The sequence below is a fragment of the Bacillus sp. TH22 genome (assembly GCF_016651015.1).
Lineage (GTDB): Bacteria > Bacillota > Bacilli > Bacillales > Bacillaceae_G > Bacillus_A > Bacillus_A mycoides.
On the sequence record NZ_JAEKER010000001.1, the window covers coordinates 1,687,997 to 1,710,331 of the forward strand.

Sequence of the window (22,335 nt, forward strand, 5' to 3'; positions counted from 1 at the left end):
TGTTCCTCCCTAATTTATAAGACATTCCCCAGTGTCTTGAACAGCTTTCCATCCCTAATTAAATTGACATAAATTGTCCCCTTCCCTAGGCCATCCTATATGTGATGGTCTTATTTTTTTATTCTCTCTTTCTTCTTACTTAAAACTCCCTCTCTATTTCACTCTATGTTCACATCTATCTTTTATAGTATATGTATCGAAGCTGTTCCTCCCTAATTTATAAGACATTCCCCAGTGTCTTTGAATAGCTTCCATCCCTAATTAAATTGATATAAATTGTCCCCTTCCCTAGGCCATCATGTGATGGTCTATTTTTTTTCCAAATACATAAATGTATTCTTTCCACATATTTCAGCAAAACTGGACTATATACATTGAAACAGACAGCTTTATACTAAATATCAAGAAAATATTGTCAAAATAGGTATTTTTTCGGTATAATTAATTTAGAAAGCAATTTTACAAAAACAAAAAGGGGGGGGGATTGAAACAAACAAAGGCAATCTTAATTGCATTATTTCTCGGTCTAGTTGTCGGACTCACTTTAAATTTAGCTGCTCCATCTATTTTTGAGCCATTGAATCAATATGCGTTCAATCCACTTGGTCAACTGTTTATTCGCCTTATTAAAATGCTAGTTGTTCCTGTTGTGTTCATTTCTATCGTACTTGGGGCTGCTGGTCTTGGAGATCCGAAACAACTTGGAAGAATTGGTTTAAAATCAATTTCATTCTTTCTCGTAACAACAGCTGTCGCTATCTCTATTGCAGTTACATTTGCACTTATCATAAAACCAGGAGCTGGCGGTAACTTTAAAACAGACGGACTTAAGTATGAAGGTGCAAAAACTGAAACATCTTTCGTTGATACATTGCTGAATATTGTGCCAGATAATCCAGCAAAAGCGATGGCTGATGGGAACATGCTACAAATTATTGCCTTTGCCGCATTGATCGGACTCGGTTTAGCTGTTTTAGGAAAACGAGTTCAAGGTGTCCATTCATTACTTGAACAGGGCAACGAATTAATGATGTATCTTGTTAATCTCGTCATGAAATTAGCTCCAATCGGAACATTCGGGTTGCTCGCTTCGTCCGTTGGTAAAATGGGTCTTGCAGGCGTCGCTGCGATGTTCAAGTATATGATTGTCGTTATGTTGGTACTCATTATTCACGGTGTCTTCGTATACGGCGGTTTATTAAAGGTACTAGCCAAAGAAAGTATTATTCGTTTCTTTAAACATTTCGGTCCGGTAATGGCAATTGGGTTTAGTACATCTAGCTCTAATGCGTCCCTTCCATTTGCCATGAAAACCGCCCAAGAAAAACTTGGAGTTCCAAAAGCGATAAGCTCTTTTGTACAACCACTAGGTGCAACGATTAATATGGATGGTACTGCTATTATGCAAGGGGTAGCAACTGTATTTATCGCTCAAGTATACGGCGTTGAACTTACATTACCACAATTAGCTATGGTCGTATTAACTGCTGTACTAGCTAGTATCGGTACTGCAGGTGTACCAGGTGTTAGACTAGTAATGCTTACGATGGTTTTAAATCAAGTAAATCTACCAGTAGAAGGCATTGCTTTAATTATCGGCATTGACCGCATTCTAGATATGTCTAGAACTGCTGTAAATATTTCCGGTGATGCAATTTGTGCAATGATTGTTGCAAACTCAGAAGAAAAATATAATACGGATCAATCTGCAGCATCTTAAATCAAAAAAGGAGTGAATCATTTCACTCCTTTTTTGATTTACTTCCTTTTTTCGAACGATATTCTTTTCCTTTATTATCATTTCCCGTTTCAAATTCAGTACTAAACTCCTGCTGAAATTGCCCTGATTTTGGTGAACCTTGATTTCCACTTCCTTGACTACCATTACGATTCGTCATATTTCCGCCTCCTTCCTTTATTAGTAGTATGGCGCTCTATCTTTTTTCATACACATTTTATTTTTTATCATCTATTACACACAGAAGAAGACCTTCCACATATGAGGAAGGTCTTCTTTTTCATTAAGTAAGCGTTTTCTTATTTGTAATTATTTAAATAAGTTTTTTAGAAATAGATATCATTATATCCATTTCATCTTCTGAAAGTGCGGAAAATCTTTCTTGTAAATATTTCTTTTTCTCACCTTCCATTTTCGCAACTAACTCTTTCCCTTGTTCTGTAATCTCTAAATATACAACTCGGCGATCTGATGTAGAACGTGAACGAGTTACAAAGCCTTTATTAATTAATTTTTCTGTAACAGCTGTAATATGACTATTCGACACATTTAACTCATTAGCTACACGTGAGACCATTTCTTTATTCGTACGGTTCAATATTCTAAGGACAATGAACTCATTCCACGGTATGTAACCACCAAATATTTTTCCAATATCATTACGCAACGTGCGAAACATTGCAAAAACATTTGTCGATAGTTCTTCCATTAATTGTTCTCGATTTTGAGACAACTTTGACAGCCCCTTTTATTTAATTTAGTTAAATAAAAACCTTATTAATAATTTTACACGAAATCTTACTTTTTGTCACCTTATTTCCCCATAATTCGTAGTTTTTTAATAGATATTTCATGGTACAATGAAATTGATTTTCCCGAAAAAGGAGTTGGGGCAATGAGTGAAGAAGACAAACTTTCTAATCTCAGTCTAAAAGATAAGACTATTATTATTAGTGTTGTTATTCTTATTCTCATTATATTCTTTGCATTTATATTTTTTGTATATGTGGGAATCTTTCATATTACAGGTATAGAATATTCATCAAGAACAGCTCTACTACTCTTTTTTTTACTCATTCTTTTATTAGACGGTATTACATATTTTATATTCATTTTCTTTAAAGTGCTCCTACATCCAATGATGACAAGTATGCCCAATTGGCTCTCAATTGCTCTGCTCTCTATAATTGAAATTACGTTAGATTGGTTTGTCATACATACCGCCGATGACTGGATAGAGAGTGTACAAATGCCCAACATAGCTGAATTATGTGTCGCACTATTCCTTTACACACTAAATAAATTATTTAGTGATAAGAAAGAGTAAGAATACAAGCTTTTCTATATAAAAATTGGTACAATAAAAATAAATCATACTAAAGAGGTGTTACTTATGAACTTACTACAATGGGCTGATAAAGGTATGTCCTTTGATACATATGTGAATGAAATGAAAGTAAACCAATACGAGCTACTACACATTTACAATAACTTTTTAATTCCAAATGAATTACTTCCAGTTTTAGAAGAACGTCAAAATGATGGCTGGCGCGTTATCGTATTAACAGCTGACTGGTGCGGCGACGCTCTTTTATGTGTACCTGTTATGAAACGAATTTCTGAAGTTGCAAATATTGATATGCGTTTATTAATTCGCGATGAAAACTTAGAGTTAATGGATCAATACTTAACAAACGGAACAGCACGTGCGATTCCAATCTTTATTTTCATTGATAAAGACGGAAATGAACAAGCCGTCTTTGGACCACGCGCTCCAAAAGTACAAGAATTAGTAACTTCAATGCGCGCTACATTACCTGAAAAAGAAGATCCAACATTCGAAGAGAAACAAAAAGAAATGTATGCTAATTTCCGTGCTACATTAGCTGATGATACTTCTCTTTGGGAACATGTAATGGAAAGCATGATTGAGAAAGTAGTAAAATAAAAAAACCTGCCGATTTCGGCAGGTTTTTTTATTTTACTAAATTATAATCCTTTTTTCTGAGAATATACAGCATCTACGCACGCTGCTAAACGTTCCATTTCACCCATGTATATTCCACGTGTCATCCACCCAGTCAACTTGTACATAATCTTATATAAAAAATTCTTCGGTTCAAATTCTACGATTAAAGTAAGCGATGTACCTTCTTCATCCTCTTCTAACATATAAGTTGCAGCTGTATAACCTTGCTTCATCTCACATCCAACTGAAACGATATACGGTTCATCATACTCTAAAATTTCCGCCTCAAATTCATATATTTTCTTCCCCATCTTTTGCACAGATATATATTTGTCACCTTCACGAGGGTTTTCAACATCTATATTTGAAGGATACCTATTTTCTACCATAAAGGTACTCCATTCTAGTATTTTCTCGTCATTGTGTACATAATCAAATACAACATCAATTGGTGCTGGAATTACTATTTCTATTGCAAAACTCACTAAATTGCTCCTCTCAAATACCCTATCGATTTCCTTAAAATTATTATAACGAAATCATTATGGCATATTTCACATGGTGAAATACAAGTAATTGAAGGTAAAAGTTTCATTTTTCTCTCTCTATAAAAAAATACCCTACAGTGTAGACTTTTTTTCAAGTGTCTATTCTATAGGGTATTGCTGATATTTTATACTTACATAATGAAGAAATAGAATACCGCAGCTAAAATGAAACGATAGTAAGCGAACGGTGTTAGTTTTACACGAGCTAATAATTTTAAGAATGAAACGATTGCAAGCAAAGCAACAACGAATGCTGTAATAAATCCAGTTGCAAATAACGTTATATCAGCCGAGCTTAATATATCCCAGCTTTTAATTAAATCTAAGCCACTTGCAGCTACCATCATTGGTACCGCTAAAATGAACGTATATTCAGCTGCCGCTGTATGCGAAACGCGAGCTAATAAACCACCACTTATTGTTGATCCAGAACGAGAAAATCCTGGCCAAAGTGCTAAACATTGGAACATTCCAATTGTAAATGCTTGCTTATATGTAATTTCATCTAACGTTCTTGCTGTACTTGGTTTTGAAAACTTCTCAGCAACAATCATTAAAATACCACCAACTACTAAGCTAATAACAACCGGTCCTGGACCGAATAAAACTTCTTTAATTGTACTATGGAATAATACACCAAGAATTCCGGCAGGGATCATCCCGATAATAATATGTAATAAATTTAACGATGGCCCATCTGTTACTTTCCCTATTCCAACCAATGACCATAAACGCTTCCAAAATATAACAACAACTGCTAAAATCGATCCCAACTGAATAACAACTTCGAAAACTTTCGCTCTATCGTCTTCAAATCCAATTAAGTGTCCTGTTAAAATCATATGTCCTGTTGATGATACTGGTAGAAACTCTGTTAAACCTTCAACAGCACCCATGATTAATCCAATTAACCAATCAGCCACAATTAGTGCCTCCTTAATAACGCATATGTAATTTTTTCACACCTTATCATAATACCTTATCCCTTTTCAAAGTGCATCCTTTTTTTATTGATTTCATTTGTTGTATACGCTTATTTCTTTTCTATTTTTTGATTAAATTGTATGATAATAAGAGTTTGTTTTTTACGTTGAAAGGGGATTTTATGAAAGAAACTAATTCATTCTCACAAAAGTTAAAGCAATTTTCATTACTCTTTTTCCCGATTTTTGTAACGCAAATGTCATTATTTGCGATGAGCTTTTTTGATACGACAATGTCAGGACATGCGAGTCCTATTGATTTAGCGGGTGTTGCTATCGGAACAAGTATATGGCTTCCCGTTAGTACCGGCTTAACAGGAATTTTAATGGCTACTACTCCTATTGTTGCACAGCTCGTTGGATCAAAGAAAAAGGAGGACGTTCCCCACATTGTCATACAAGCAGTATATTTAGCAATTTGTGCTAGTTTCGTTGTTATCCTTATCGGATTCTTCGCTGTTTCACCTATTTTAAATGGCATGCAATTAGAAGAACCCGTGGAACGTATTGCAGCACAATTTTTAATTATTATCGCGATTGGAATTATCCCTTTATTTACTTACACCGTCTTACGTGGATTTATTGATGCATTAGGAAAAACTCGAACAACGATGATTATTACATTACTATCATTACCAATTAATGTAGTATTAAATTACTTATTAATTTTTGGTCACTTTGGCTTTCCAAAACTCGGTGGTGTTGGTGCGGCAATCGCTTCTGCAGCAACCTATTGGTGTATTTTAATTATTACGGTTATTATTATTCGTACGAAAGAGCCTTTCGCTTCTTTCAATATCTTTAAACAGTTATACCGCCCTTCCTTTACAATCTGGAAGGAATTCCTGAAACTTGGCGTCCCTATAGGATTTGCTATCTTTTTTGAGACGAGTATTTTCGCTGCGGTAACACTTATGATGAGTAATTTTAGTACGACAACAATAGCAGCACATCAAGCAGCTATGAACTTTGCTTCCTTGTTATATATGACTCCTTTAAGTTTAGCAATGGCAATGACGATAGCCGTTGGATTTGAAGTTGGAGCAAAACGATACAATAATGCGAAACAATATGGATTTATCGGAATTGGGTTAGCCCTTGCTTTCGCTCTTTTATATTCAATCCTTCTTTATTTCTTTGATGATGAAATTGCTTCTATTTATACGACAAATGCAAATGTCCATCATTTAGCTAAAGAATTTCTTATATTCGCGATTTTATTTCAAATTTCAGATGCGATTGCAACTCCAGTACAAGGAGCACTTCGTGGTTATAAAGACGTAAATGTTGCCTTAATTATGACATTAATAGCTTATTGGGTAATAGGTCTACCTCTTGGCTACATGTTAGCAACTTATACTGACTGGGCAGCAAAAGGTTATTGGATCGGTCTTATTATCGGTCTAGCATTTGGAGCAATCTTCCTGCTTATCCGCCTCTTTCAAGTACAAAGAAAATATACAATGCAAAGCAGCCGCTAATGATATAGCGGCTGTTTTCTTCATGCATATTTTTTCTTGTAACGTGTAACATAATGAAAAAGAAAGGTGGATAAATATGGACGAAAAACAAAAGAAACAATCATTCGATGAAGAATTCGCCCCTGAAATTTCACCTGGATATCGGCAAGATGTACATAAGCCACCTAAATATAAAAATACTTCTTTTTTAATGGGCATTACCATTTTCGCAGCTGTATTACTCGTGCTCATCATTTTCGTCTATTTTTAAGGAAGGGTGGTCTATTATATGAAGAAACAAGATTCAAATCGTTCAAAAAGAACTGTTAAAACAGAAAAAGGATATGCAGGAGATTCTGTTCATACACTGAAACAAGTTGAGCAAGGAAATTTATACATTGCTCAAAAAGAACTTGGTCAACAAAATGAAAATCTTTAAAGTCCCTCTTCTCCTTGAGGGATTTTTCATTGTACGTACTGTTTTTGATCTAACACCATAAATATATTATTAACCTTTACAATTTTCATGTCATAATTTAATTTCATTTCACTTCTCTTATCATTTTCAATACCAGCAACGTACGCTACAGTATGATAGCAAAAACTCTCATCTGTCTCTTCACGTATCTCTTCGTTTGTAAATTTATACTCTAAATCCCGAAAACGGTTTGGGTAATAATTTTCTATTAACTGTTCATACCCTCTATTTACAAATATTTCTTCACCTTTTCGTTTCACATCTTCTTTATTATTAAACTCAAACACTGATAGTTGCGCTGTCACAAAGTGTTCTCCTATCATTTTCATTTCTTTATCAGTTAAACTTTCTATACTTTTGTTCTTTAATTCCTTATTTAACTCGTAGCGATCTATCGGTTTAAAGGTGGCAAAAACCTCCTCTTTATATGGCCAAAACAATCCAAAAGCGATACATAGAGAAATGATTAATATTCTTTTCTTCGTAATGCACCCCACCCTCCTCCATAATGATAGTTATATTTTAACATATAGAAAGAAAATTCTGATATCATAAAGTGGAATAACCTACCTTTAACTTAGAAACGAGGAACAATTATGGACTCTTACAAACAATATATAAAAGAAGCTCTGCCCGGTCTTTCTATACATTCATATAAACAAAATGAAGAAGGTTGGGATAATATAGCGGTTATTATAAATGACGACCTACTCTTTCGTTTCCCTCGAAAACTTGAATATGCAAACCGAATTCCGTTAGAAAAAGAACTGTGCACAATTCTTTCTCATTCATTACAAGAAATTGCAGTCCCTAAGTATAAACTATTGTATAAGAATAATTGTAATACCGTTCCATTTTGTAGCTATTATCCTCTCATTCACGGTGAACCGTTAACAACCGAAATAGTTACCAAGCTAGAGAAAAAAGAATTGAAAGCAATCATTACACAATTAGCCACTTTCCTTGCGGCTTTACATAGTATTCCTTTAAAACGTACTGAAACGCTAGGGTTCCCTATCGAAAAAACACTTACCTACTGGAAAGAACTACAAACAAAATTAAATCAATATTTTACTAACAGTCTTACTTCATTACAGAAATCAGCCTTAAATCGTTTATTCGAAAATTTCTTTACCTGTATAACTAAATCTACCTTTCAAAATGCAATCATTCATGCTGACTTTACACATCATCACATTTTATTTAACAACCTGCACAAAAACATTTCAGGTGTTATCGATTTTGGAGATGCTCAAATTGGCGATCCCGCTTTTGATTTTGCTGGGCTATATTATGATTTCGGTCGTGAGTTTACTACATCTGTATATGAACAATACAGTGCACGTATTTCTCACCGCGATCCATTACTCATTCACCGCATCACTACCTTTTATCAATACAGCCCTTTACTACATAACCTTATTTATAACATTGAAACAAACAACGAAATAACATTAAAGAAGAATGAAGAACAGCTTAAAGCAATACTACAGGGACGAGATTAAATTCTCTCCCTATACTCTCTCTCCTCATACATCATTAACTTTTTATCCATTTCAACAATAACTTTATACAATTGAAATGCCTGTAAAATTTGCAGTTGAATTCCAAAAGGAGCATTCTGTTCTTTTAACCATTGAAATACTGCCGTTTCATCTTTCATTGATTATTCCTCCTCTTATTAAAATCTGCTACTTATATACCGTAAATGATGAAAAGCTTTTCATGTCAATAACAAAAAAGGATGCAAATTTGCATCCTTTAATGTACTATATTTTTCTTCTGCTTCGCTTCTTTCTTTACTTCTTCCCTTTGGCATTCACTACGAAACGCACAACTCATACACTCAGAACGAAAATGACGCTCTGTATAGTGCTCAGGTTGCTGCAACATTTCTTTCATTCTAAATAAATCATCCATTCCAGTTATAATATCTTCCTGCTTTGGAATGTACTCATACTTAGTTCCTTCTATTAAATTAATAACTTCAATTTTCCCTGGAAGAATACCGAAAGCTTTATAACTGAATACTGTCATTAGCTTCTGACAAAGAGCAAGCATTTCCTCATCCGCATCGATAACATACTTTTTAATTACAAACGATTCAGTACTCCACTCACCAACTTCAAATGTCAATGACATGTGGACACCTAACTCTTCCATATATGTTTGAACCTTCTCATATAAAAATAACGGCGGTGCCTGACTATCATCCCTTTCAACAAACTGTAATAAGTGATCAGTTAGCTTTGCTAAAACAATATAGTACTCCGCCTTTGAAGCAAACATATTAATCCTTACTTTTTTCCAATACTTTTCTATTAATATTAAAAGTACAATTTTCGTTTGTTGGCCCGCAGGTAGCGTGTAATATTCATTAATAATTTGATTCACAATCATTTGTGCTATTTGTTGCCATTCAAATGAAGAAGGTTCTCTTCTTTTTATATGACGGAAATAAAATTTATGCGGACAACGCATAAAATCATACAAATGGTAATCTGTCATCGTTTTGATTGAGATTTTCTCATGCAATTGCTCTTCATCTCCCTTCTGCCATTAAGAAAGGTGTTTTACGAATTCAGCTCCAAACTGTAAACATTTTTCTACATCTTCATCTTCTGGCGTTAATTCTACTTTCAATCCTTCTAACACAACTGCTGCCCCGCGCTCCTGCAGCTTTTCTATTAAAATATCAACCGCTACCCCATATTTCGGATAAGCCGAATCACAAGAACCGAATGCAGCTGCTTTTTTACCAGTTAAGTTAATAGAATCCATTGCATCATAAAAATCTAAAAAATCATCAGGAAGATCACCGTCTCCCCAAGTATAAGCACCTAAAATAATCCCGTCATATTGCTCTAATATAGAAGCTTCTGGTGTATCCATAATATCAATTACTTCAATCTCATTTTCTGTTTCACGAATCGCACCCGCAATATGGTCAGCCATTTCCTCTGTATTTCCACTCATACTTGCAAAAATCATTACTAACTTACTCAACTGAACCTCTCCTTTTACCTTGTATCTCTTTTTCTGCTTGAAGTGTACTCTTCTCACCTACATATTCAGAACGAATTACATTTCGTTGCCATTCAATATGCTTATCAACATCTTTATTTTTTAATTCCCTTCGTAAAAGGTGAAATGTTTTTCTCATTAAGGTTCCTCATCTGTTTCATTGATAATAATTATCAATTTCAATTATACCATTAGATTAATTGAAATTGATTATCAAAGTCAATAACTATTTTTTTAAAAATAGTTAAAATGTACAAGCTTGTCCGTTAGCTATTCATATACTATAAATGAGCATAGTTCTTTCTCAGCCCTCTCTGACGGAAGAAATAAAAGCAACTGCAATAGAGTGCAGTTGCCTTTTTTTATGTTTTATCAGTTTCTAGTAGTCTTATAGTTGTCTCTAAAAATAGTTCCACTCCATTAATTAAAGCCGATTCATCCACATCAAATTTCGGATGATGATGTGGATAACAAGTATCAATATTTTTATTCCCTGTTCCTAATTTAATGAAACAACCAGGTGCTTTTCTTAAATACGCTGAAAAATCTTCTCCTCCCATAGAAGGTTCAAGATGCACAATACGCTGATTTCCGAACAATTTTATCGCACTTTTTTCTACTATTTTCGTAATGTACTCATTATTAACAACTGGATCATATCCGTAACGATACGTATATGTATAATCTCCCCCATGTGCTTCTGTAATTCCTTTTACAATTTGCTCAATTTTCTCTTTTGCTTCCTCTCTTAATGTTTGATTAAAAGATCGAACAGTTCCCATTAAAGCTGCTGCACTAGGAATGATATTATCGGCCATCCCCCCATGAAATTGTGTAACTGACACTACTCTATGCATAAAAGCACTTGTATTTCTTGATACGATATGTTGTAAATTTGTAATAATTTGTGCTCCGATAGCAATAGGATCTATCGTTTCTTCTGGTCGTGCCGCGTGACCACCCTTTCCTAAAATTTCAATTGTAAATACGTCTGGTGCTGCCATCATAGGGCCATATACAATTCCTATCTTTCCACTTTCTAATCCAGACATAACGTGCAGACCTACTACATAATCGACGCCGTCCATAACACCGGCCTCCACCATTTCTTGTCCACCACCGGGATACACTTCCTCTGCGTGTTGAAAGAACAGACGGATTTCGCCTGCAAAATCTTCCTTCATATTTGCTATCGTCTCTGCTGTACTTAATAAAATAGCTGCGTGAGCATCATGCCCGCATGCATGCATTATTCCTTTATGCACAGACGTATAAGGTTTCCTTGTCTCCTCTTGGATTGGTAAAGCATCTATATCAGCTCGAATCGCAACTACTTTTCCTTGTTGCCTTCCTCTTTTAATTGCTAGCACACTGTACTGCGTTGGTCTCGTTACTTCAAAAGAAGAAAATGAGCATAATGTTTCATATATAAATTGCGAAGTTTCTTTTTCATGAAACGATAATTCCGGATACTTATGGAAATGCCGTCTCCATTTAATGATATTTTCCTCTGAAATAAAACTCCTCCACTCTCTTTTCATAATAATTACCTCCTTTTAAAAGGCTCTATACCTTGAAAATGTACTAAGTACCCAGTGATTATTAACCCACTCCAATTCAGGAATAACAAAACAAATATTATATTTTCCCGCCTTCTCACAATCCACTTTTATACATTCACACAATCCACTTCCTATTTACATGTCAAACCCATTACAAATTCATGCTGAATGTAATATAATTGCTAAGTTAGGGATTTTCTTTTTTAGTATTTAGTGCTAATATCAGAAAAGAGCCTTTTGACTTATTTTTACCTAAAATGTGGGATTTTGTTTTTTTCACAATAATGTAGGACATGATACCTACAAAGAGCTATTATTTCATTAAGCGAGGGAAAGACATGGAAAGATTAAAAGAGATATGGTCTCAACCACTCACACAATGGGTTGCAAAGACGGTTTATTACCTTGCAATTTTATTTGCATTACTTTGGTTGTATGGATTCCATGATACAAACACAAGTACATTTATTTACAATGAATTCTAGGGTGGGAACGTTATGAAGTTATTAGAACAAATTGAAAAGTGGGCTGTAGAAACGCCTGATCAAACCGCTTTTGTTTGGCGAGATGCGAAAATTACGTACAAACAATTAAAGGAAGATTCTGATGCGTTAGCACATTGGATTTCTTCTGAGTATCCAGATGATCGTTCACCAATTATGGTTTATGGCCATATGCAACCTGAAATGATTATTAACTTTTTAGGTTGTGTAAAAGCTGGACATGCTTACATTCCTGTAGATTTATCTATTCCAGCTGATCGTGTACAACGTATTGCTGAAAGTTCTGGTGCGAAATTACTGTTATCAGGGGCAGAAGTAACGGTAACGGACTTACCAGTTCGCATTACAAGTGAAGATAACTTAAAAGATATTTTCTTTACTCATAAAGGGAATACTCCAAATCCTGAACATGCGGTAAAAGGTGATGAGAACTTCTACATTATTTACACATCAGGAAGTACAGGTAATCCGAAAGGGGTTCAGATTACTTATAACTGTCTTGTTAGCTTTACAAAATGGGCTGTAGAAGATTTCAACTTACAAACAGGGCAAGTATTCTTAAACCAAGCACCTTTCTCATTCGATTTATCTGTAATGGATATTTACCCATCATTAGTAACAGGTGGTACACTTTGGGCAATCGATAAAGATATGATTGCACGTCCAAAAGACTTGTTTGCTTCTTTAGAGCAATCGGATATACAAGTATGGACTTCGACACCATCTTTCGCAGAAATGTGTTTAATGGAAGCCTCTTTCTCTGAAAGTATGCTACCAAACATGAAAACATTCTTATTCTGCGGTGAAGTGTTACCAAATGAAGTAGCTAGAAAATTAATTGAGCGTTTCCCGAAAGCAGCAATTATGAATACGTACGGTCCAACAGAAGCTACTGTTGCTGTAACAGGCATTCACGTTACAGAAGAAGTGCTTGATCAATACAAATCACTTCCAGTTGGCTACTGTAAATCAGACTGTCGCCTTCTTATTATGAAAGAAGATGGTACAATTGCACCTGACGGTGAAAAAGGTGAAATCGTAATTGTCGGTCCAAGCGTAAGCGTTGGCTATTTAGGAAGCCCTGAATTAACAGAAAAAGTATTTACCATGATTGATGGTGAGCGTGCCTATAAAACAGGTGATGCTGGCTATGTAGAAAATGGTCTTCTATTCTATAATGGTCGTCTTGATTTCCAAATTAAGCTTCATGGTTATCGAATGGAATTAGAAGAAATCGAACATCATCTTCGCGCGTGTTCTTACGTAGAAGGTGCAGTTGTTGTTCCAATTAAAAAAGGTGAAAAATATGATTACTTATTAGCGGTTGTTGTTCCTGGAGAGCATTCGTTTGAAAAAGAATTCAAATTAACATCTGCAATCAAAAAAGAACTCAATGAGCGATTACCAAATTACATGATTCCACGTAAATTCATGTATCACTCTTCTATTCCAATGACACCAAATGGAAAGGTAGATCGCAAAAAATTATTGAGTGAGGTTACAGCATGACCGCATATGGATCATTTTATTTTTTCGCTATAGTAGGCATTTTATTAATACCTACTATCATAGCTGGATTAAAAGGTAAAATGTTGCGTAAATATAATGCCGTTTTAACATTAGTAATGCTCGTTATTATCTTCTCTGATAAACCGAAGCAAGCAATCATGTTAGCCGCATTTATTATTTGGCAATATGCCCTTATTAAAGGCTATTTAATTTTAAGAAAACAAAATAATAGTACATTTAGGTTTTATATGGCTGTTATTTTGTCGATTTTACCGCTTGTTTTAGCAAAAATTGCACCGTTTGTACCTGAGCTAAAGTTTGTTGTATTTTTAGGAATGTCCTATGTAACATTTAGAGCAGTACAAATGGTATTTGAAGTTCGTGATAACTTAATTAAAGAACTTTCCTTCTTTAATTTCTGGGAATTCGTTTTATTCTTCCCAGCTATCTCAACGGGACCTATCGATCGTTACCGCAGATTCCAAAAAGATATTCAAAAGCCACCTAGTGTAGAAGAATATCAAAATTTACTATATACAGGGCTAAACCGTATTTTCCAAGGTTTCTTGTATAAATTTATTATTGCTTACTTAATAAAGCAATATTTTATGGATCCGGCATTCGCTCAGCAAGATACAATCCTATCAAATATGATTTACATGTATAGCTATAGCTTATATTTATTCTTTGACTTTGCTGGTTATAGCTCATTTGTAATTGGTGTAAGTTATATGATGGGAATTAAAACTCCAGAAAACTTTAATAAACCATTCATTAGTCGTAACATTAAAGACTTCTGGAACCGCTGGCATATGAGTTTATCATTCTGGTTCCGTGACTTTATTTACATGCGTTTCGTCTTTTTCGCAACGAAGAAAAAGTTAATTAAAAACCGTTACACAATTTCGTATATCGGTGCATTTTTAAACTTTTTCATCATGGGAATATGGCATATTACTGGTGAGCATGTGTATCAATACATTATTTATGGTCTTTATCACGCTGCCTTGTTTATCTTATTCGATATTTTCGAACGAAAAAACAAGAAGCATAAGTTTTGGCCAAACAATAAATTTACACACGTCCTTGCGATTGTAATTACGTTCCACGTTGTATGTTTCGGTTTCCTGATCTTCTCTGGACACCTTAACAGATACTTTTAATGCACCCTTCTTATACTATTAAGAAGTTGCACATATAATATATTTCGGATATAAAGGAGATTTTAAAAATGGCAGAATTCAAAGAGCAAGTATTAGATATTTTAGAAGAAGTATGTGAAAACGATATTGTGAAAGAAAACTTAGATGTTCAATTATTTGAAGAAGGTATTCTTGATTCTTTCGCTGTAGTATCTTTATTAGTAGAATTCCAAGAGCGTTTAGAGATTGAAGTTTCTATTTCTGATTTTGACCGCGATGAGTGGGCTACACCAAATATGGTTATTAAAAAGTTAGAAGAAATCCGATGAACAAAGTGAAATTTGGTCCGATGCTTTTAGCATTGGCCCTTTTTGCTGTATTCTTACTTATTCCTACGCGCTTCCTACTCCCACTTTTAAGTGATGAGAAAGTAGAACAAGCTGCGACTTCTTTAAAAGAAGAAAAGATTCAAAGTATGATTTTACAGCAAAAGATGTTAGCAGACCCGAAATATCTTCCGATGTACGGTTCATCGGAATTCGCACGTATGGATGCTTTCCATCCATCGAATTATTTCAAAGTAAAGCCTGAAGGATTCACACCATTCCTACTTGGGCGCGGTGGAACACAAGACCTTGTACACGTATTAAACTTCACATCTACAATGGATCAATTGAAAGATAAGAAAATGATATTCGTTCTTTCTCCGCAATGGTTTGTACCACAAGGTATTGATGAGACACACTTTGCACCTAACTTTTCAAAACAACAAGGTTACCACTTCATTTTCAACGATGATTTAAAACCTGAAATGAAAAAACAAATTGCAAAACGCTTATTAAACTTTGAGATTGTTAAAAAAGAAACTTTATTAAAAATTTCGCTTGAAGGTATCGCCTACGATGATACAAAGTATAAAGTAAAAGCACTTGCTGCTAAACCTTTCGCTTATATTTATCGTAACATTCTAGATCGTAAAGATTTATTTACAGTTATGTTTAATATTAAGCCGCATAAAGAACAGCTTGATCCATCATTGAAACAAATGAACTGGGAAGAAGCTCGTAAGCATGCTGATCAAACAGGTGCAGTAGAATCAAGCTCCAACGAATATGGTATCGAAGATGATTACTTCAATAGCAAAATTAAGAAGAAATTAAAACAACGTGAAGGTTACTTAAAAAATGATGCTTATGACCAATCACCAGAATATGAAGATTTACAAATTGTACTTGATTTATTAAAACAATCTGGCGCAAAACCGCTCTTCATTTCTGTTCCTGTAAAAGGTCCTTGGTATGATTACGCTGGCTTCCCGAAAGAAAAACGCGAATTATACTACAATAAAGTTCATGAGCAAATTAAGCAAGCTGGCTATCCAATTGCTGATTTCTCAAATCATGAATATGATAAGTACTTCTTAAAAGATCATATGCACTTAGGTTGGAAAGGCTGGGTTTACATCGACGAAGCTATCCAACAATTTTATAAAGCAAACTAACGAAAAGACCGCTTGAATTATTCAAGTGGTCTTTTTTTATATACATCTTGTAATTGTTCAATTACGTTCTCTGCTTCTTTCATGACACGTTTCACTACGTGCTGAGCTGATTCCGTTCGTGCTAATGATGATGCTTGTCCCGCCCAAAGCGACATATACTCTTCCTTATTTTGCTTCGCTGCTTCTTGACGTATTTTTGAAGTTAATACGTTTTGCACTGGATACATCGGTAAATTCTCTTCTCTTCCTTCATGTTTCTCTATAAATTCATTACGAATACCCCGTGCATATTTCCCGGAAAACGCACGGGTTACCGTTGTACTCGTATCTGTACTATGTAAAATCGCCTCTTTATACACGTCATGCGTAATACTTTCTTCACTCGTTAAAAAGGCTGATCCCATTTGAACAGCCTCTGCCCCTAACGCAAATGCCGCAACAAGCCCTTGCCCATTCATTACACCACCTGCTGCAACAATCGGGATATGAGGTACTTCCGCTACTAATTGCGGGATTAATGCAAATGTACCAATCATCGCATCTTGTTCTTTCCCAATAAACGTTCCTCTATGCCCTCCTGCCTCGCTACCTTGCCCGACAATAATATCTACCCCTAACTTAGCAAGTGCTTTCGCTTCCGCTACATGGGTAGCTGTTCCGATAACTTTTATCCCTTCCTTTTTCAAATCATCTATTTCTTCTTTTTCTAACGTTTGAAATGCAAAACTAACGACTGGTACCTTTTCCTCTAATAATACTTGTAATTGTTCTTTATAGCTTTTTGGAAGTTTTAAAGTCTTTTCTTCCTCTATACCTAATTCTCTATTCACTCCACTAAGTAATACTTTCGCCTCGTTTACCTTCTCTTCTTCTATCTGTATCTCTTTCGTTAAAAGTAAATTAACACCGAAAGGCTTATTTGTTAGTTCCCTTATTTTATAAATCGCTTCACGGATTTGTTCTGGGCTCATATACCCTGCTCCAAGCGTACCTAATCCTCCGCTATTACTCACAGCTGCAACAAGTTTTGACGTTGTAATCGCTCCTGCCATACCTGCTTGAATGATCGGATACTTAATTTGTAATATATCTATTACTCGACTTGTAAACATCATTTTCCCTCCTACTTTCCCTATACCTTCTTTATATGACATGCTTTCCCCTTCTTTTACAAGGATTGAACTTTCGCTCAAGCGAATATATTGAAAGAGAAGGAGGCTGAGAACAATGATTTATCCAAATGCTTTGCAAAAAGGTGATACAGTAATGGTTATTGCACCGTCTGGCCCACCAACACTTGAGAATATATTAAAAGGTGTGAAAGTATTACAAGAGATGGGATTATCCGTAATAATTGGAAAGAGTGTTTATGAAAAATATGGATATTTAGCTGGAAGTGATCAAGTTCGTCTTGATGATATACATGAAGCATTTACAAATACTGAGGTCAAAGCAGTCTTTTGTGCACGAGGTGGTTACGGCAGCGCTCGTCTCCTCCCTTACATTCAATATGAAATCATTCAACGGAATCCAAAGATTTTTTGGGGATATAGCGATATTACGGCTTTACATACTGCCTTTTCACGTTATGCGGAGCTGGTTACTTTTCATGGTCCAATGATTGAAGAATTAGGAAAAGGTATAGATTCTCTCTCCTTATCTTCTTTCAATCAACTATTCCATCCGTATTCATCTATCTTATATGCATCAGAATGTATCGTACCTACCTCTCCATGTACAGTTACAGGCACATTGACGGGAGGGAATTTAACTGTGTTAACAAGTATAATTGGCTCGCCCTATGAGATAAATACGTCAAATAAACTTTTATTGCTTGAAGATATTGGTGAAGAACCGTACCGCATTGACCGGATGTTAAATCAACTACTTTTATCTGGACAGTTTAATGAATGCAGCGGCGTTATTTTTACAAGTTGTCACGACTGCAACCCTTCTAAGCCATCTCAATCATTGCAAACAATATTATATGAATATTTCACGCCATATAATATACCTGTGTTATTCGGTTTACCGATTGGACATATAAGTCCAAATATCGGTATTCCCCTCGGAGCTACAGCAACAATAAATACAACTAACAAAACTGTTTCTATTTCTTCTGGTATAGCCACTCCATGTTCAAATTAAAAAGGAAAAGCTGCTAAGCTTTTCCTTTTACTTATAATAATTAAAGATTCGTCCTGATGCTATCTCTGCAATTTCTTCTGGAATAAATGTTTTACTCATATCTGTTCCAACATTTAATACAGCTGTCGCATCTTTCTCGATGCTACCCAATAATTCTTTTCCACGTATCGTAATAAGGGGTGTACCTTCTGGCAACACATCTTTTACAAATTTCAATTGTGTAAAGAACGGAACGATCCATCTACCCTCTCCTTGGAAATGACGCAAACGAAGTGTTCCTTCCGTTGCCCCGTCTTCTGCTTCAAGTGAACCAGCAACATAAAACTCCGTTGTTAAGAGCAATTCATAAAATTCCTTTTGCTTTTGTTTATCATCTCCTGCTAAAACGAGTACTTCTTCTATTTTCTTTACTGGAATTTGCTCCATATGATGACACCCCTATTTTCAAAATGATTATACTTAGATTATACGAAATATTCTTATTTTTTTCTACATAATTCCACAATTATTTTCTTAAAATAATTTTAAAACACCTTCAGTCGTAACGATTTTGGCAAATTCATCATGTAAGTTTACAAGTGTCATATTGTGAATGTCCTCTGCACTATACTCTGTCCCGTCCAGACCTTTACGATTGAATGTAGCCGTCGCATCGCTCACTAAATACGTTGTAAGCCCTAAATTACCTGCCATCCGTGTTGTAGTCTCCACACAATGATTTGTTGTTAATCCTACAATCACTACCGTATTACATTTTTGTTCTCTTAATTGTTCTTCCAAATTTGTCCCAATGAACGCGCTATTAACGGATTTCTGGATAATTATTTCATCTGGCATTGGTTGCACTTCTTCTTTAAAGTTTACCGTTTCCGCATGTTGATAAAACATCGATTGAACATTTTCTTTATTTACATGTTGAATATGAAAAACTGGTAGTTTTCTTTTTCTCCATTCTTCTAACAAACTTTTCATATTTTCTTCCGCCAAAAGGTTATTCCTCACGCCCCAGTATGGTAAGTTGAATGCTTCCTGTACATCAATGATTATAAGTGCTGCTTGATTAAGCATAATATCCTCCTAATTAATTGGGCTGTAATTGAAACAGAAAACCAAGTTGCTGCGAAGCAGTAATAAAACAAATATAGGCACAAAGCTCTACAATTTCTTTTTCAGTCCAATATTGTTTTAATATATGAAATATATTATCATCTATCGCCTTTTGGTCATGAACAAATGCATGTGCAAAAGTAACGGCTACGCTAATTTCTTCTATTTTTTGTATATCATCCGGCTTTCCCTTTGCCATACAGTACGGACATTCATTCCCAAACGCTAATGTTCTTCTTACTTGCTCCTTTAACTCTATGGAAAGGGCCCCTGTACTATACAGTGTATTCTCTAACGTACTCCACGAATTTAATATATCTGGATTATGACCTAATAATTTTTGAAACTTTGTATCTCCTACATTTGATAATGTAATTCTCTCCATCATTTCCCCTCCTATTTCCTTCTTTTTTATTGTAAAATAAATAAAGTTCACTTTACATTTCATATGAATCTTAATTTTAAATTTTTCTTTACAAAAATTTTCATTTTACTGGAGGTATATTTACAAATGCAATTAGACCGTGTTGATCGAAAAATTTTAAATGAATTATATAATGATAGCCGCCTTTCGATGCGTGAATTAGCAAAACGAGTAAACTTATCGGCTCCGTCTACTACAGAACGTGTACGTAAACTTGAAAGTGAAGGGATTATTCAAAAATACACAATCGATATCAATTATAAAAAAGCAGGACTTGTTTTAGATTGTATTTTAGAAATCACTTTAAAAAATGGTGATACAACACGTATGCAACAGTTTATTCAGTCTTATCCATCTGCAAGTTTTTGTTACCGAGTAACAGGAAGCTTATGCTACATTGTAAAAATCTCTGTTCCCTCACTCGTTGAACTTGAAGAATTTATCAATGATGTTTCTTCATATGCAACGACAGTTTCTCATATCGTATTATCAGAAGTAGCTCTTACTCCGGACATTGAACATATCTTCCCAGAAAATTAATTTATTTTTATTCATAAATTATTGAAAAACCCCTTACAATAAGAATAAAAATAATATATTATGTATTAAAATACATAAAGTTCGAGAAAGGGGCTTTACATTGAAAATCTGGTTTTATGAAAAAACGGCACAATTAGATGACTTGCTTGGTATTTGGGACAATGTTCCGACCATCCCTCGAATTGGTGAAAAAGTTGAACTTCTAAAAACCGTTCGGATCGTTACAGATATTAAATATGTAAAGAACGGTAATAATTTTCGTGTAGAGATTATTACAAATTAAAAAGTAGCTCTTTAGGAGCTACTTTTTAATTATCTATTATGCGCTTTCTTTATAACAATTTTATCTTCTTCTACAGAAACTGTTACATAATCATTTTCTTCTAACCGAAGCTTATTTACAGCGTCATCAGGTAGTTCTACAGCCATCAATCTATCTGTTACTATCACTTGGCTATATATTTCATTTTCTTCTGATGTATTCACTACTTTCTCTTCATTTATGAAACGAAGCGGTGGCACACCAACTTCTTTTACTGTACGCCATTGATTCCAAGTAAAAGGAATGAACCATAATAAACCGATAATCACAAGACCAATGCCGATCCATAAATTACTTTGTGCTTGTAATTCAGTAATCGAGATTGCGTCACTTCCATCTCCACCTACAAATTGCATACTCGTTGCAATCAAATTATTTAGAGCATGCACAGCAATATTCGTCCATATATTTTTTGTCTTTATGTATAGAAGACACATAATAACACCGAACATGAAAGCACCGATAACATCAAAATGTCCTAGTCCAAAAATAAGAGAGGATATAATAACCGCTCGTTTAATCCCCCATTTGTAAGCCATTCGCTGCAAGAAAAAACCTCTAAAAATAACCTCTTCCATTATTGGGGCTAATACACATGCTGAAATGAAAGTAAATATCGTCATGTATATGTTACTCGTATTAATTACATTTCCATCTTTTAACATGGTAACTAAGAAATTAGGTAAAGTATGTGCTAAAATATAAAATTGAATTTGGGATATACCGACTGCAAAAATCATTCCCATGATCGTTGCTAATACAATTAACCCCCAATGTAAACGTCCGGACTTATCAAAAAAACTTTTAAAAACAACATTATTTTTACTTGTTTTTAAATATAGCCACAATAGTGGAAATGCAAAAAATATTGATATTTGTGACAGCAACTCTATCGTATTGTCAGAAGCACCTGATAACCTTAATGGAATCATCGTCAGGAACATCCCTATAATCATCCATCCAAAAAAACTACGTAGCCTTATACGTGAAAATGCATGTTGCATATGGAACACCTCCAGAGATGATATAAAGTGAAACTTTAATCAGTGGGGGTTTTGTTCATCCCCCACTGATTATTAGTTGAACCAATCGGGCTTTTACGGGCAGTTGATCTCCCACCTAACTTCTTTGCTCCAGCCGAATTTTTGGGTGGGAGTTTTACTGCCCGTTAATGCGGGATAAAGTGAAACTTTAATCAGTATTTTATGGGTAGCCCTTCTCCACAAATGGCCGGATAACTAAATTATAATATGAATATAGTTGAAAATCTTCCTATTTTTCTCACTTTATTCCGAATAATATACGTATTAAATTATATAATAACGATCCTATTTGATATACCATATCAATGTTCTTCAACTTAGTTACAATTATGTT

Annotated in this window: 30 protein-coding genes; 15 read left to right on the forward strand and 15 right to left on the reverse strand. The window is 34.7% G+C overall.

Translation table 11 applies throughout. The features are described from left to right. Positions 1-484 precede the first annotated feature (484 nt). Positions 485-1,720, forward strand: a complete 1,236-nt coding sequence (locus JFU18_RS08505) for a dicarboxylate/amino acid:cation symporter (protein ID WP_201034908.1) — start codon at positions 485-487, stop codon at positions 1,718-1,720. 22 nt (positions 1,721-1,742) lie between these two features. Here JFU18_RS08505 and JFU18_RS08510 read toward each other — a convergent pair whose 3' ends face one another. Then, positions 1,743-1,898 (reverse strand): hypothetical protein, encoded by a 156-nt coding sequence (locus JFU18_RS08510; RefSeq protein WP_002011733.1) that lies wholly within the window; start codon positions 1,896-1,898, stop codon positions 1,743-1,745. Positions 1,899-2,051: 153 nt separating this feature from the next. Then, the gene (locus JFU18_RS08515; RefSeq protein ID WP_002064429.1) at positions 2,052-2,471 is read right to left on the reverse strand and encodes a MarR family winged helix-turn-helix transcriptional regulator; all 420 of its coding nucleotides are present in this window, start codon (positions 2,469-2,471) and stop codon (positions 2,052-2,054) included. Positions 2,472-2,633: 162 nt separating this feature from the next. Between JFU18_RS08515 and JFU18_RS08520 the strand changes: the two genes are divergently transcribed. Further along, positions 2,634-3,065, forward strand: a complete 432-nt coding sequence (locus JFU18_RS08520) for a regulatory YrvL family protein (RefSeq protein ID WP_002193242.1) — start codon at positions 2,634-2,636, stop codon at positions 3,063-3,065. A 33-nt stretch (positions 3,066-3,098) separates the two neighbouring features. After that, on the forward strand, positions 3,099-3,686 hold the full coding sequence (locus tag JFU18_RS08525) for a thioredoxin family protein (RefSeq protein WP_078175613.1): 588 nt from the start codon (positions 3,099-3,101) through the stop codon (positions 3,684-3,686). Positions 3,687-3,727: 41 nt separating this feature from the next. Here JFU18_RS08525 and JFU18_RS08530 read toward each other — a convergent pair whose 3' ends face one another. Together JFU18_RS08530 and uppP are read right to left on the reverse strand one after the other, a co-directional pair. After that, positions 3,728-4,192 carry an SRPBCC family protein gene (locus tag JFU18_RS08530; protein ID WP_002126258.1) on the reverse strand — a complete coding sequence of 155 codons (465 nt, stop codon included), beginning with the start codon at positions 4,190-4,192 and terminating at the stop codon, positions 3,728-3,730. Between the two features lie 194 nt (positions 4,193-4,386). Continuing rightward, on the reverse strand, positions 4,387-5,178 hold the full coding sequence (uppP, locus tag JFU18_RS08535; RefSeq protein ID WP_002011643.1) for a bacitracin resistance undecaprenyl-diphosphatase: 792 nt from the start codon (positions 5,176-5,178) through the stop codon (positions 4,387-4,389). A 182-nt stretch (positions 5,179-5,360) separates the two neighbouring features. Here uppP and JFU18_RS08540 point away from each other — a divergent pair, with 182 nt between their 5' ends. The 3 genes from JFU18_RS08540 to JFU18_RS08550 all read left to right on the forward strand — a co-directional run bounded on the left by JFU18_RS08540 (position 5,361) and on the right by JFU18_RS08550 (position 7,137). Then, the gene (locus JFU18_RS08540) at positions 5,361-6,719 is read left to right on the forward strand and encodes an MATE family efflux transporter (protein ID WP_201034907.1); all 1,359 of its coding nucleotides are present in this window, start codon (positions 5,361-5,363) and stop codon (positions 6,717-6,719) included. 76 nt (positions 6,720-6,795) lie between these two features. Beyond that, entirely contained in the window at positions 6,796-6,969 is a 174-nt protein-coding gene (locus tag JFU18_RS08545) for a hypothetical protein (protein WP_000343684.1), read from the forward strand. Between the two features lie 18 nt (positions 6,970-6,987). Further along, positions 6,988-7,137: a hypothetical protein gene (locus tag JFU18_RS08550; RefSeq protein ID WP_000743737.1), complete on the forward strand. Its 150-nt coding sequence runs from the start codon at positions 6,988-6,990 to the stop codon at positions 7,135-7,137. A gap of 26 nt (positions 7,138-7,163) precedes the next feature. Here the strand turns inward: JFU18_RS08550 and JFU18_RS08555 are convergent, their stop codons facing one another. Further along, positions 7,164-7,673: a biotin transporter BioY gene (locus JFU18_RS08555; RefSeq protein WP_201034906.1), complete on the reverse strand. Its 510-nt coding sequence runs from the start codon at positions 7,671-7,673 to the stop codon at positions 7,164-7,166. A 99-nt stretch (positions 7,674-7,772) separates the two neighbouring features. Here JFU18_RS08555 and JFU18_RS08560 point away from each other — a divergent pair, with 99 nt between their 5' ends. Beyond that, a complete protein-coding gene (locus JFU18_RS08560) occupies positions 7,773-8,681 on the forward strand; it encodes an aminoglycoside phosphotransferase family protein (RefSeq protein WP_061675934.1) in 909 nt (302 codons plus the stop codon). Here JFU18_RS08560 and JFU18_RS08565 read toward each other — a convergent pair. The 5 genes from JFU18_RS08565 to JFU18_RS08585 form a co-directional block, all read right to left on the reverse strand. Beyond that, positions 8,678-8,839 (reverse strand): hypothetical protein, encoded by a 162-nt coding sequence (locus JFU18_RS08565; protein ID WP_002126244.1) that lies wholly within the window; start codon positions 8,837-8,839, stop codon positions 8,678-8,680. The two genes, JFU18_RS08560 and JFU18_RS08565, sit on opposite strands and share 4 nt — an antisense overlap. Before the next feature lie 98 nt (positions 8,840-8,937). After that, positions 8,938-9,711: a hypothetical protein gene (locus JFU18_RS08570; protein ID WP_201034905.1), complete on the reverse strand. Its 774-nt coding sequence runs from the start codon at positions 9,709-9,711 to the stop codon at positions 8,938-8,940. A gap of 24 nt (positions 9,712-9,735) precedes the next feature. Beyond that, entirely contained in the window at positions 9,736-10,182 is a 447-nt protein-coding gene (locus JFU18_RS08575; protein ID WP_002086759.1) for a flavodoxin, read from the reverse strand. Then, entirely contained in the window at positions 10,175-10,339 is a 165-nt protein-coding gene (locus JFU18_RS08580; RefSeq protein WP_172798765.1) for a hypothetical protein, read from the reverse strand. Before JFU18_RS08580 ends, JFU18_RS08575 begins: the two co-directional genes overlap by 8 nt. Before the next feature lie 223 nt (positions 10,340-10,562). Then, on the reverse strand, positions 10,563-11,741 hold the full coding sequence (locus JFU18_RS08585) for an amidohydrolase (RefSeq protein ID WP_201034904.1): 1,179 nt from the start codon (positions 11,739-11,741) through the stop codon (positions 10,563-10,565). A 359-nt stretch (positions 11,742-12,100) separates the two neighbouring features. Between JFU18_RS08585 and JFU18_RS08590 the strand changes: the two genes are divergently transcribed. From JFU18_RS08590 to dltD, 5 genes are all read left to right on the forward strand, one after another. Continuing rightward, positions 12,101-12,247 (forward strand): teichoic acid D-Ala incorporation-associated protein DltX, encoded by a 147-nt coding sequence (locus tag JFU18_RS08590; protein ID WP_002011626.1) that lies wholly within the window; start codon positions 12,101-12,103, stop codon positions 12,245-12,247. A gap of 12 nt (positions 12,248-12,259) precedes the next feature. Next, the gene (gene dltA, locus JFU18_RS08595; RefSeq protein WP_002064418.1) at positions 12,260-13,774 is read left to right on the forward strand and encodes a D-alanine--poly(phosphoribitol) ligase subunit DltA; all 1,515 of its coding nucleotides are present in this window, start codon (positions 12,260-12,262) and stop codon (positions 13,772-13,774) included. Next, positions 13,771-14,937 carry a D-alanyl-lipoteichoic acid biosynthesis protein DltB gene (gene dltB, locus JFU18_RS08600; protein WP_201032754.1) on the forward strand — a complete coding sequence of 389 codons (1,167 nt, stop codon included), beginning with the start codon at positions 13,771-13,773 and terminating at the stop codon, positions 14,935-14,937. Before dltA ends, dltB begins: the two co-directional genes overlap by 4 nt. 68 nt (positions 14,938-15,005) lie before the next feature. After that, complete coding sequence (gene dltC, locus JFU18_RS08605) at positions 15,006-15,245, forward strand: D-alanine--poly(phosphoribitol) ligase subunit DltC (protein WP_002011622.1); 240 nt, start codon at positions 15,006-15,008, stop codon at positions 15,243-15,245. Then, positions 15,242-16,417, forward strand: coding sequence for a D-alanyl-lipoteichoic acid biosynthesis protein DltD (gene dltD / locus JFU18_RS08610; RefSeq protein WP_002126231.1), 1,176 nt, complete (start codon positions 15,242-15,244; stop codon positions 16,415-16,417). Before dltC ends, dltD begins: the two co-directional genes overlap by 4 nt. A 17-nt stretch (positions 16,418-16,434) precedes the next feature. Here dltD and JFU18_RS08615 read toward each other — a convergent pair whose 3' ends face one another. Continuing rightward, positions 16,435-17,571, reverse strand: a complete 1,137-nt coding sequence (locus JFU18_RS08615) for an NAD(P)H-dependent flavin oxidoreductase (RefSeq protein WP_012260603.1) — start codon at positions 17,569-17,571, stop codon at positions 16,435-16,437. Positions 17,572-17,644: 73 nt separating this feature from the next. On the opposite strand from JFU18_RS08615, the gene JFU18_RS08620 reads away from it, so the two are divergent. Next, entirely contained in the window at positions 17,645-18,565 is a 921-nt protein-coding gene (locus JFU18_RS08620; RefSeq protein ID WP_061688822.1) for a S66 peptidase family protein, read from the forward strand. A 27-nt stretch (positions 18,566-18,592) separates the two neighbouring features. Here JFU18_RS08620 and JFU18_RS08625 read toward each other — a convergent pair whose 3' ends face one another. The 3 genes from JFU18_RS08625 to JFU18_RS08635 form a co-directional block, all read right to left on the reverse strand. Beyond that, positions 18,593-18,991 (reverse strand): SseB family protein, encoded by a 399-nt coding sequence (locus tag JFU18_RS08625; protein ID WP_002011614.1) that lies wholly within the window; start codon positions 18,989-18,991, stop codon positions 18,593-18,595. Positions 18,992-19,078: 87 nt separating this feature from the next. Then, complete coding sequence (locus JFU18_RS08630) at positions 19,079-19,633, reverse strand: cysteine hydrolase family protein (protein WP_016094496.1); 555 nt, start codon at positions 19,631-19,633, stop codon at positions 19,079-19,081. Between the two features lie 13 nt (positions 19,634-19,646). Next, on the reverse strand, positions 19,647-20,060 hold the full coding sequence (locus tag JFU18_RS08635; RefSeq protein ID WP_201032752.1) for a carboxymuconolactone decarboxylase family protein: 414 nt from the start codon (positions 20,058-20,060) through the stop codon (positions 19,647-19,649). A gap of 123 nt (positions 20,061-20,183) precedes the next feature. Here JFU18_RS08635 and JFU18_RS08640 point away from each other — a divergent pair, with 123 nt between their 5' ends. Together JFU18_RS08640 and JFU18_RS08645 are read left to right on the forward strand one after the other, a co-directional pair. Then, positions 20,184-20,636: an Lrp/AsnC family transcriptional regulator gene (locus tag JFU18_RS08640; RefSeq protein WP_012260600.1), complete on the forward strand. Its 453-nt coding sequence runs from the start codon at positions 20,184-20,186 to the stop codon at positions 20,634-20,636. Positions 20,637-20,736: 100 nt separating this feature from the next. Continuing rightward, a complete protein-coding gene (locus JFU18_RS08645; protein WP_000707108.1) occupies positions 20,737-20,919 on the forward strand; it encodes a DUF3913 family protein in 183 nt (60 codons plus the stop codon). Between the two features lie 29 nt (positions 20,920-20,948). Here JFU18_RS08645 and JFU18_RS08650 read toward each other — a convergent pair whose 3' ends face one another. Continuing rightward, positions 20,949-21,962 (reverse strand): CPBP family intramembrane glutamic endopeptidase, encoded by a 1,014-nt coding sequence (locus JFU18_RS08650; protein ID WP_201034903.1) that lies wholly within the window; start codon positions 21,960-21,962, stop codon positions 20,949-20,951. Positions 21,963-22,335 lie beyond the last annotated feature (373 nt).

What these genes read in the sequence shown, in the direction of transcription:
- JFU18_RS08510 (WP_002011733.1), bottom strand. Translation starts at nt 1,898, where the DNA reads ATGACGAATCGTAATGGTAGTCAAGGAAGTGGAAATCAAGGTTCACCA.
- JFU18_RS08520 (WP_002193242.1), top strand. Translation starts at nt 2,634, where the DNA reads ATGAGTGAAGAAGACAAACTTTCTAATCTCAGTCTAAAAGATAAGACT.
- JFU18_RS08540 (WP_201034907.1), top strand. Translation starts at nt 5,361, where the DNA reads ATGAAAGAAACTAATTCATTCTCACAAAAGTTAAAGCAATTTTCATTA.
- JFU18_RS08545 (WP_000343684.1), top strand. Translation starts at nt 6,796, where the DNA reads ATGGACGAAAAACAAAAGAAACAATCATTCGATGAAGAATTCGCCCCT.
- JFU18_RS08550 (WP_000743737.1), top strand. Translation starts at nt 6,988, where the DNA reads ATGAAGAAACAAGATTCAAATCGTTCAAAAAGAACTGTTAAAACAGAA.
- JFU18_RS08560 (WP_061675934.1), top strand. Translation starts at nt 7,773, where the DNA reads ATGGACTCTTACAAACAATATATAAAAGAAGCTCTGCCCGGTCTTTCT.
- JFU18_RS08565 (WP_002126244.1), bottom strand. Translation starts at nt 8,839, where the DNA reads ATGAAAGATGAAACGGCAGTATTTCAATGGTTAAAAGAACAGAATGCT.
- JFU18_RS08580 (WP_172798765.1), bottom strand. Translation starts at nt 10,339, where the DNA reads ATGAGAAAAACATTTCACCTTTTACGAAGGGAATTAAAAAATAAAGAT.
- JFU18_RS08585 (WP_201034904.1), bottom strand. Translation starts at nt 11,741, where the DNA reads ATGAAAAGAGAGTGGAGGAGTTTTATTTCAGAGGAAAATATCATTAAA.
- JFU18_RS08590 (WP_002011626.1), top strand. Translation starts at nt 12,101, where the DNA reads ATGGAAAGATTAAAAGAGATATGGTCTCAACCACTCACACAATGGGTT.
- dltA (WP_002064418.1), top strand. Translation starts at nt 12,260, where the DNA reads ATGAAGTTATTAGAACAAATTGAAAAGTGGGCTGTAGAAACGCCTGAT.
- dltB (WP_201032754.1), top strand. Translation starts at nt 13,771, where the DNA reads ATGACCGCATATGGATCATTTTATTTTTTCGCTATAGTAGGCATTTTA.
- dltC (WP_002011622.1), top strand. Translation starts at nt 15,006, where the DNA reads ATGGCAGAATTCAAAGAGCAAGTATTAGATATTTTAGAAGAAGTATGT.
- dltD (WP_002126231.1), top strand. Translation starts at nt 15,242, where the DNA reads ATGAACAAAGTGAAATTTGGTCCGATGCTTTTAGCATTGGCCCTTTTT.
- JFU18_RS08615 (WP_012260603.1), bottom strand. Translation starts at nt 17,571, where the DNA reads ATGTCATATAAAGAAGGTATAGGGAAAGTAGGAGGGAAAATGATGTTT.
- JFU18_RS08620 (WP_061688822.1), top strand. Translation starts at nt 17,645, where the DNA reads ATGATTTATCCAAATGCTTTGCAAAAAGGTGATACAGTAATGGTTATT.
- JFU18_RS08625 (WP_002011614.1), bottom strand. Translation starts at nt 18,991, where the DNA reads ATGGAGCAAATTCCAGTAAAGAAAATAGAAGAAGTACTCGTTTTAGCA.
- JFU18_RS08630 (WP_016094496.1), bottom strand. Translation starts at nt 19,633, where the DNA reads ATGCTTAATCAAGCAGCACTTATAATCATTGATGTACAGGAAGCATTC.
- JFU18_RS08635 (WP_201032752.1), bottom strand. Translation starts at nt 20,060, where the DNA reads ATGATGGAGAGAATTACATTATCAAATGTAGGAGATACAAAGTTTCAA.
- JFU18_RS08640 (WP_012260600.1), top strand. Translation starts at nt 20,184, where the DNA reads ATGCAATTAGACCGTGTTGATCGAAAAATTTTAAATGAATTATATAAT.
- JFU18_RS08650 (WP_201034903.1), bottom strand. Translation starts at nt 21,962, where the DNA reads ATGCAACATGCATTTTCACGTATAAGGCTACGTAGTTTTTTTGGATGG.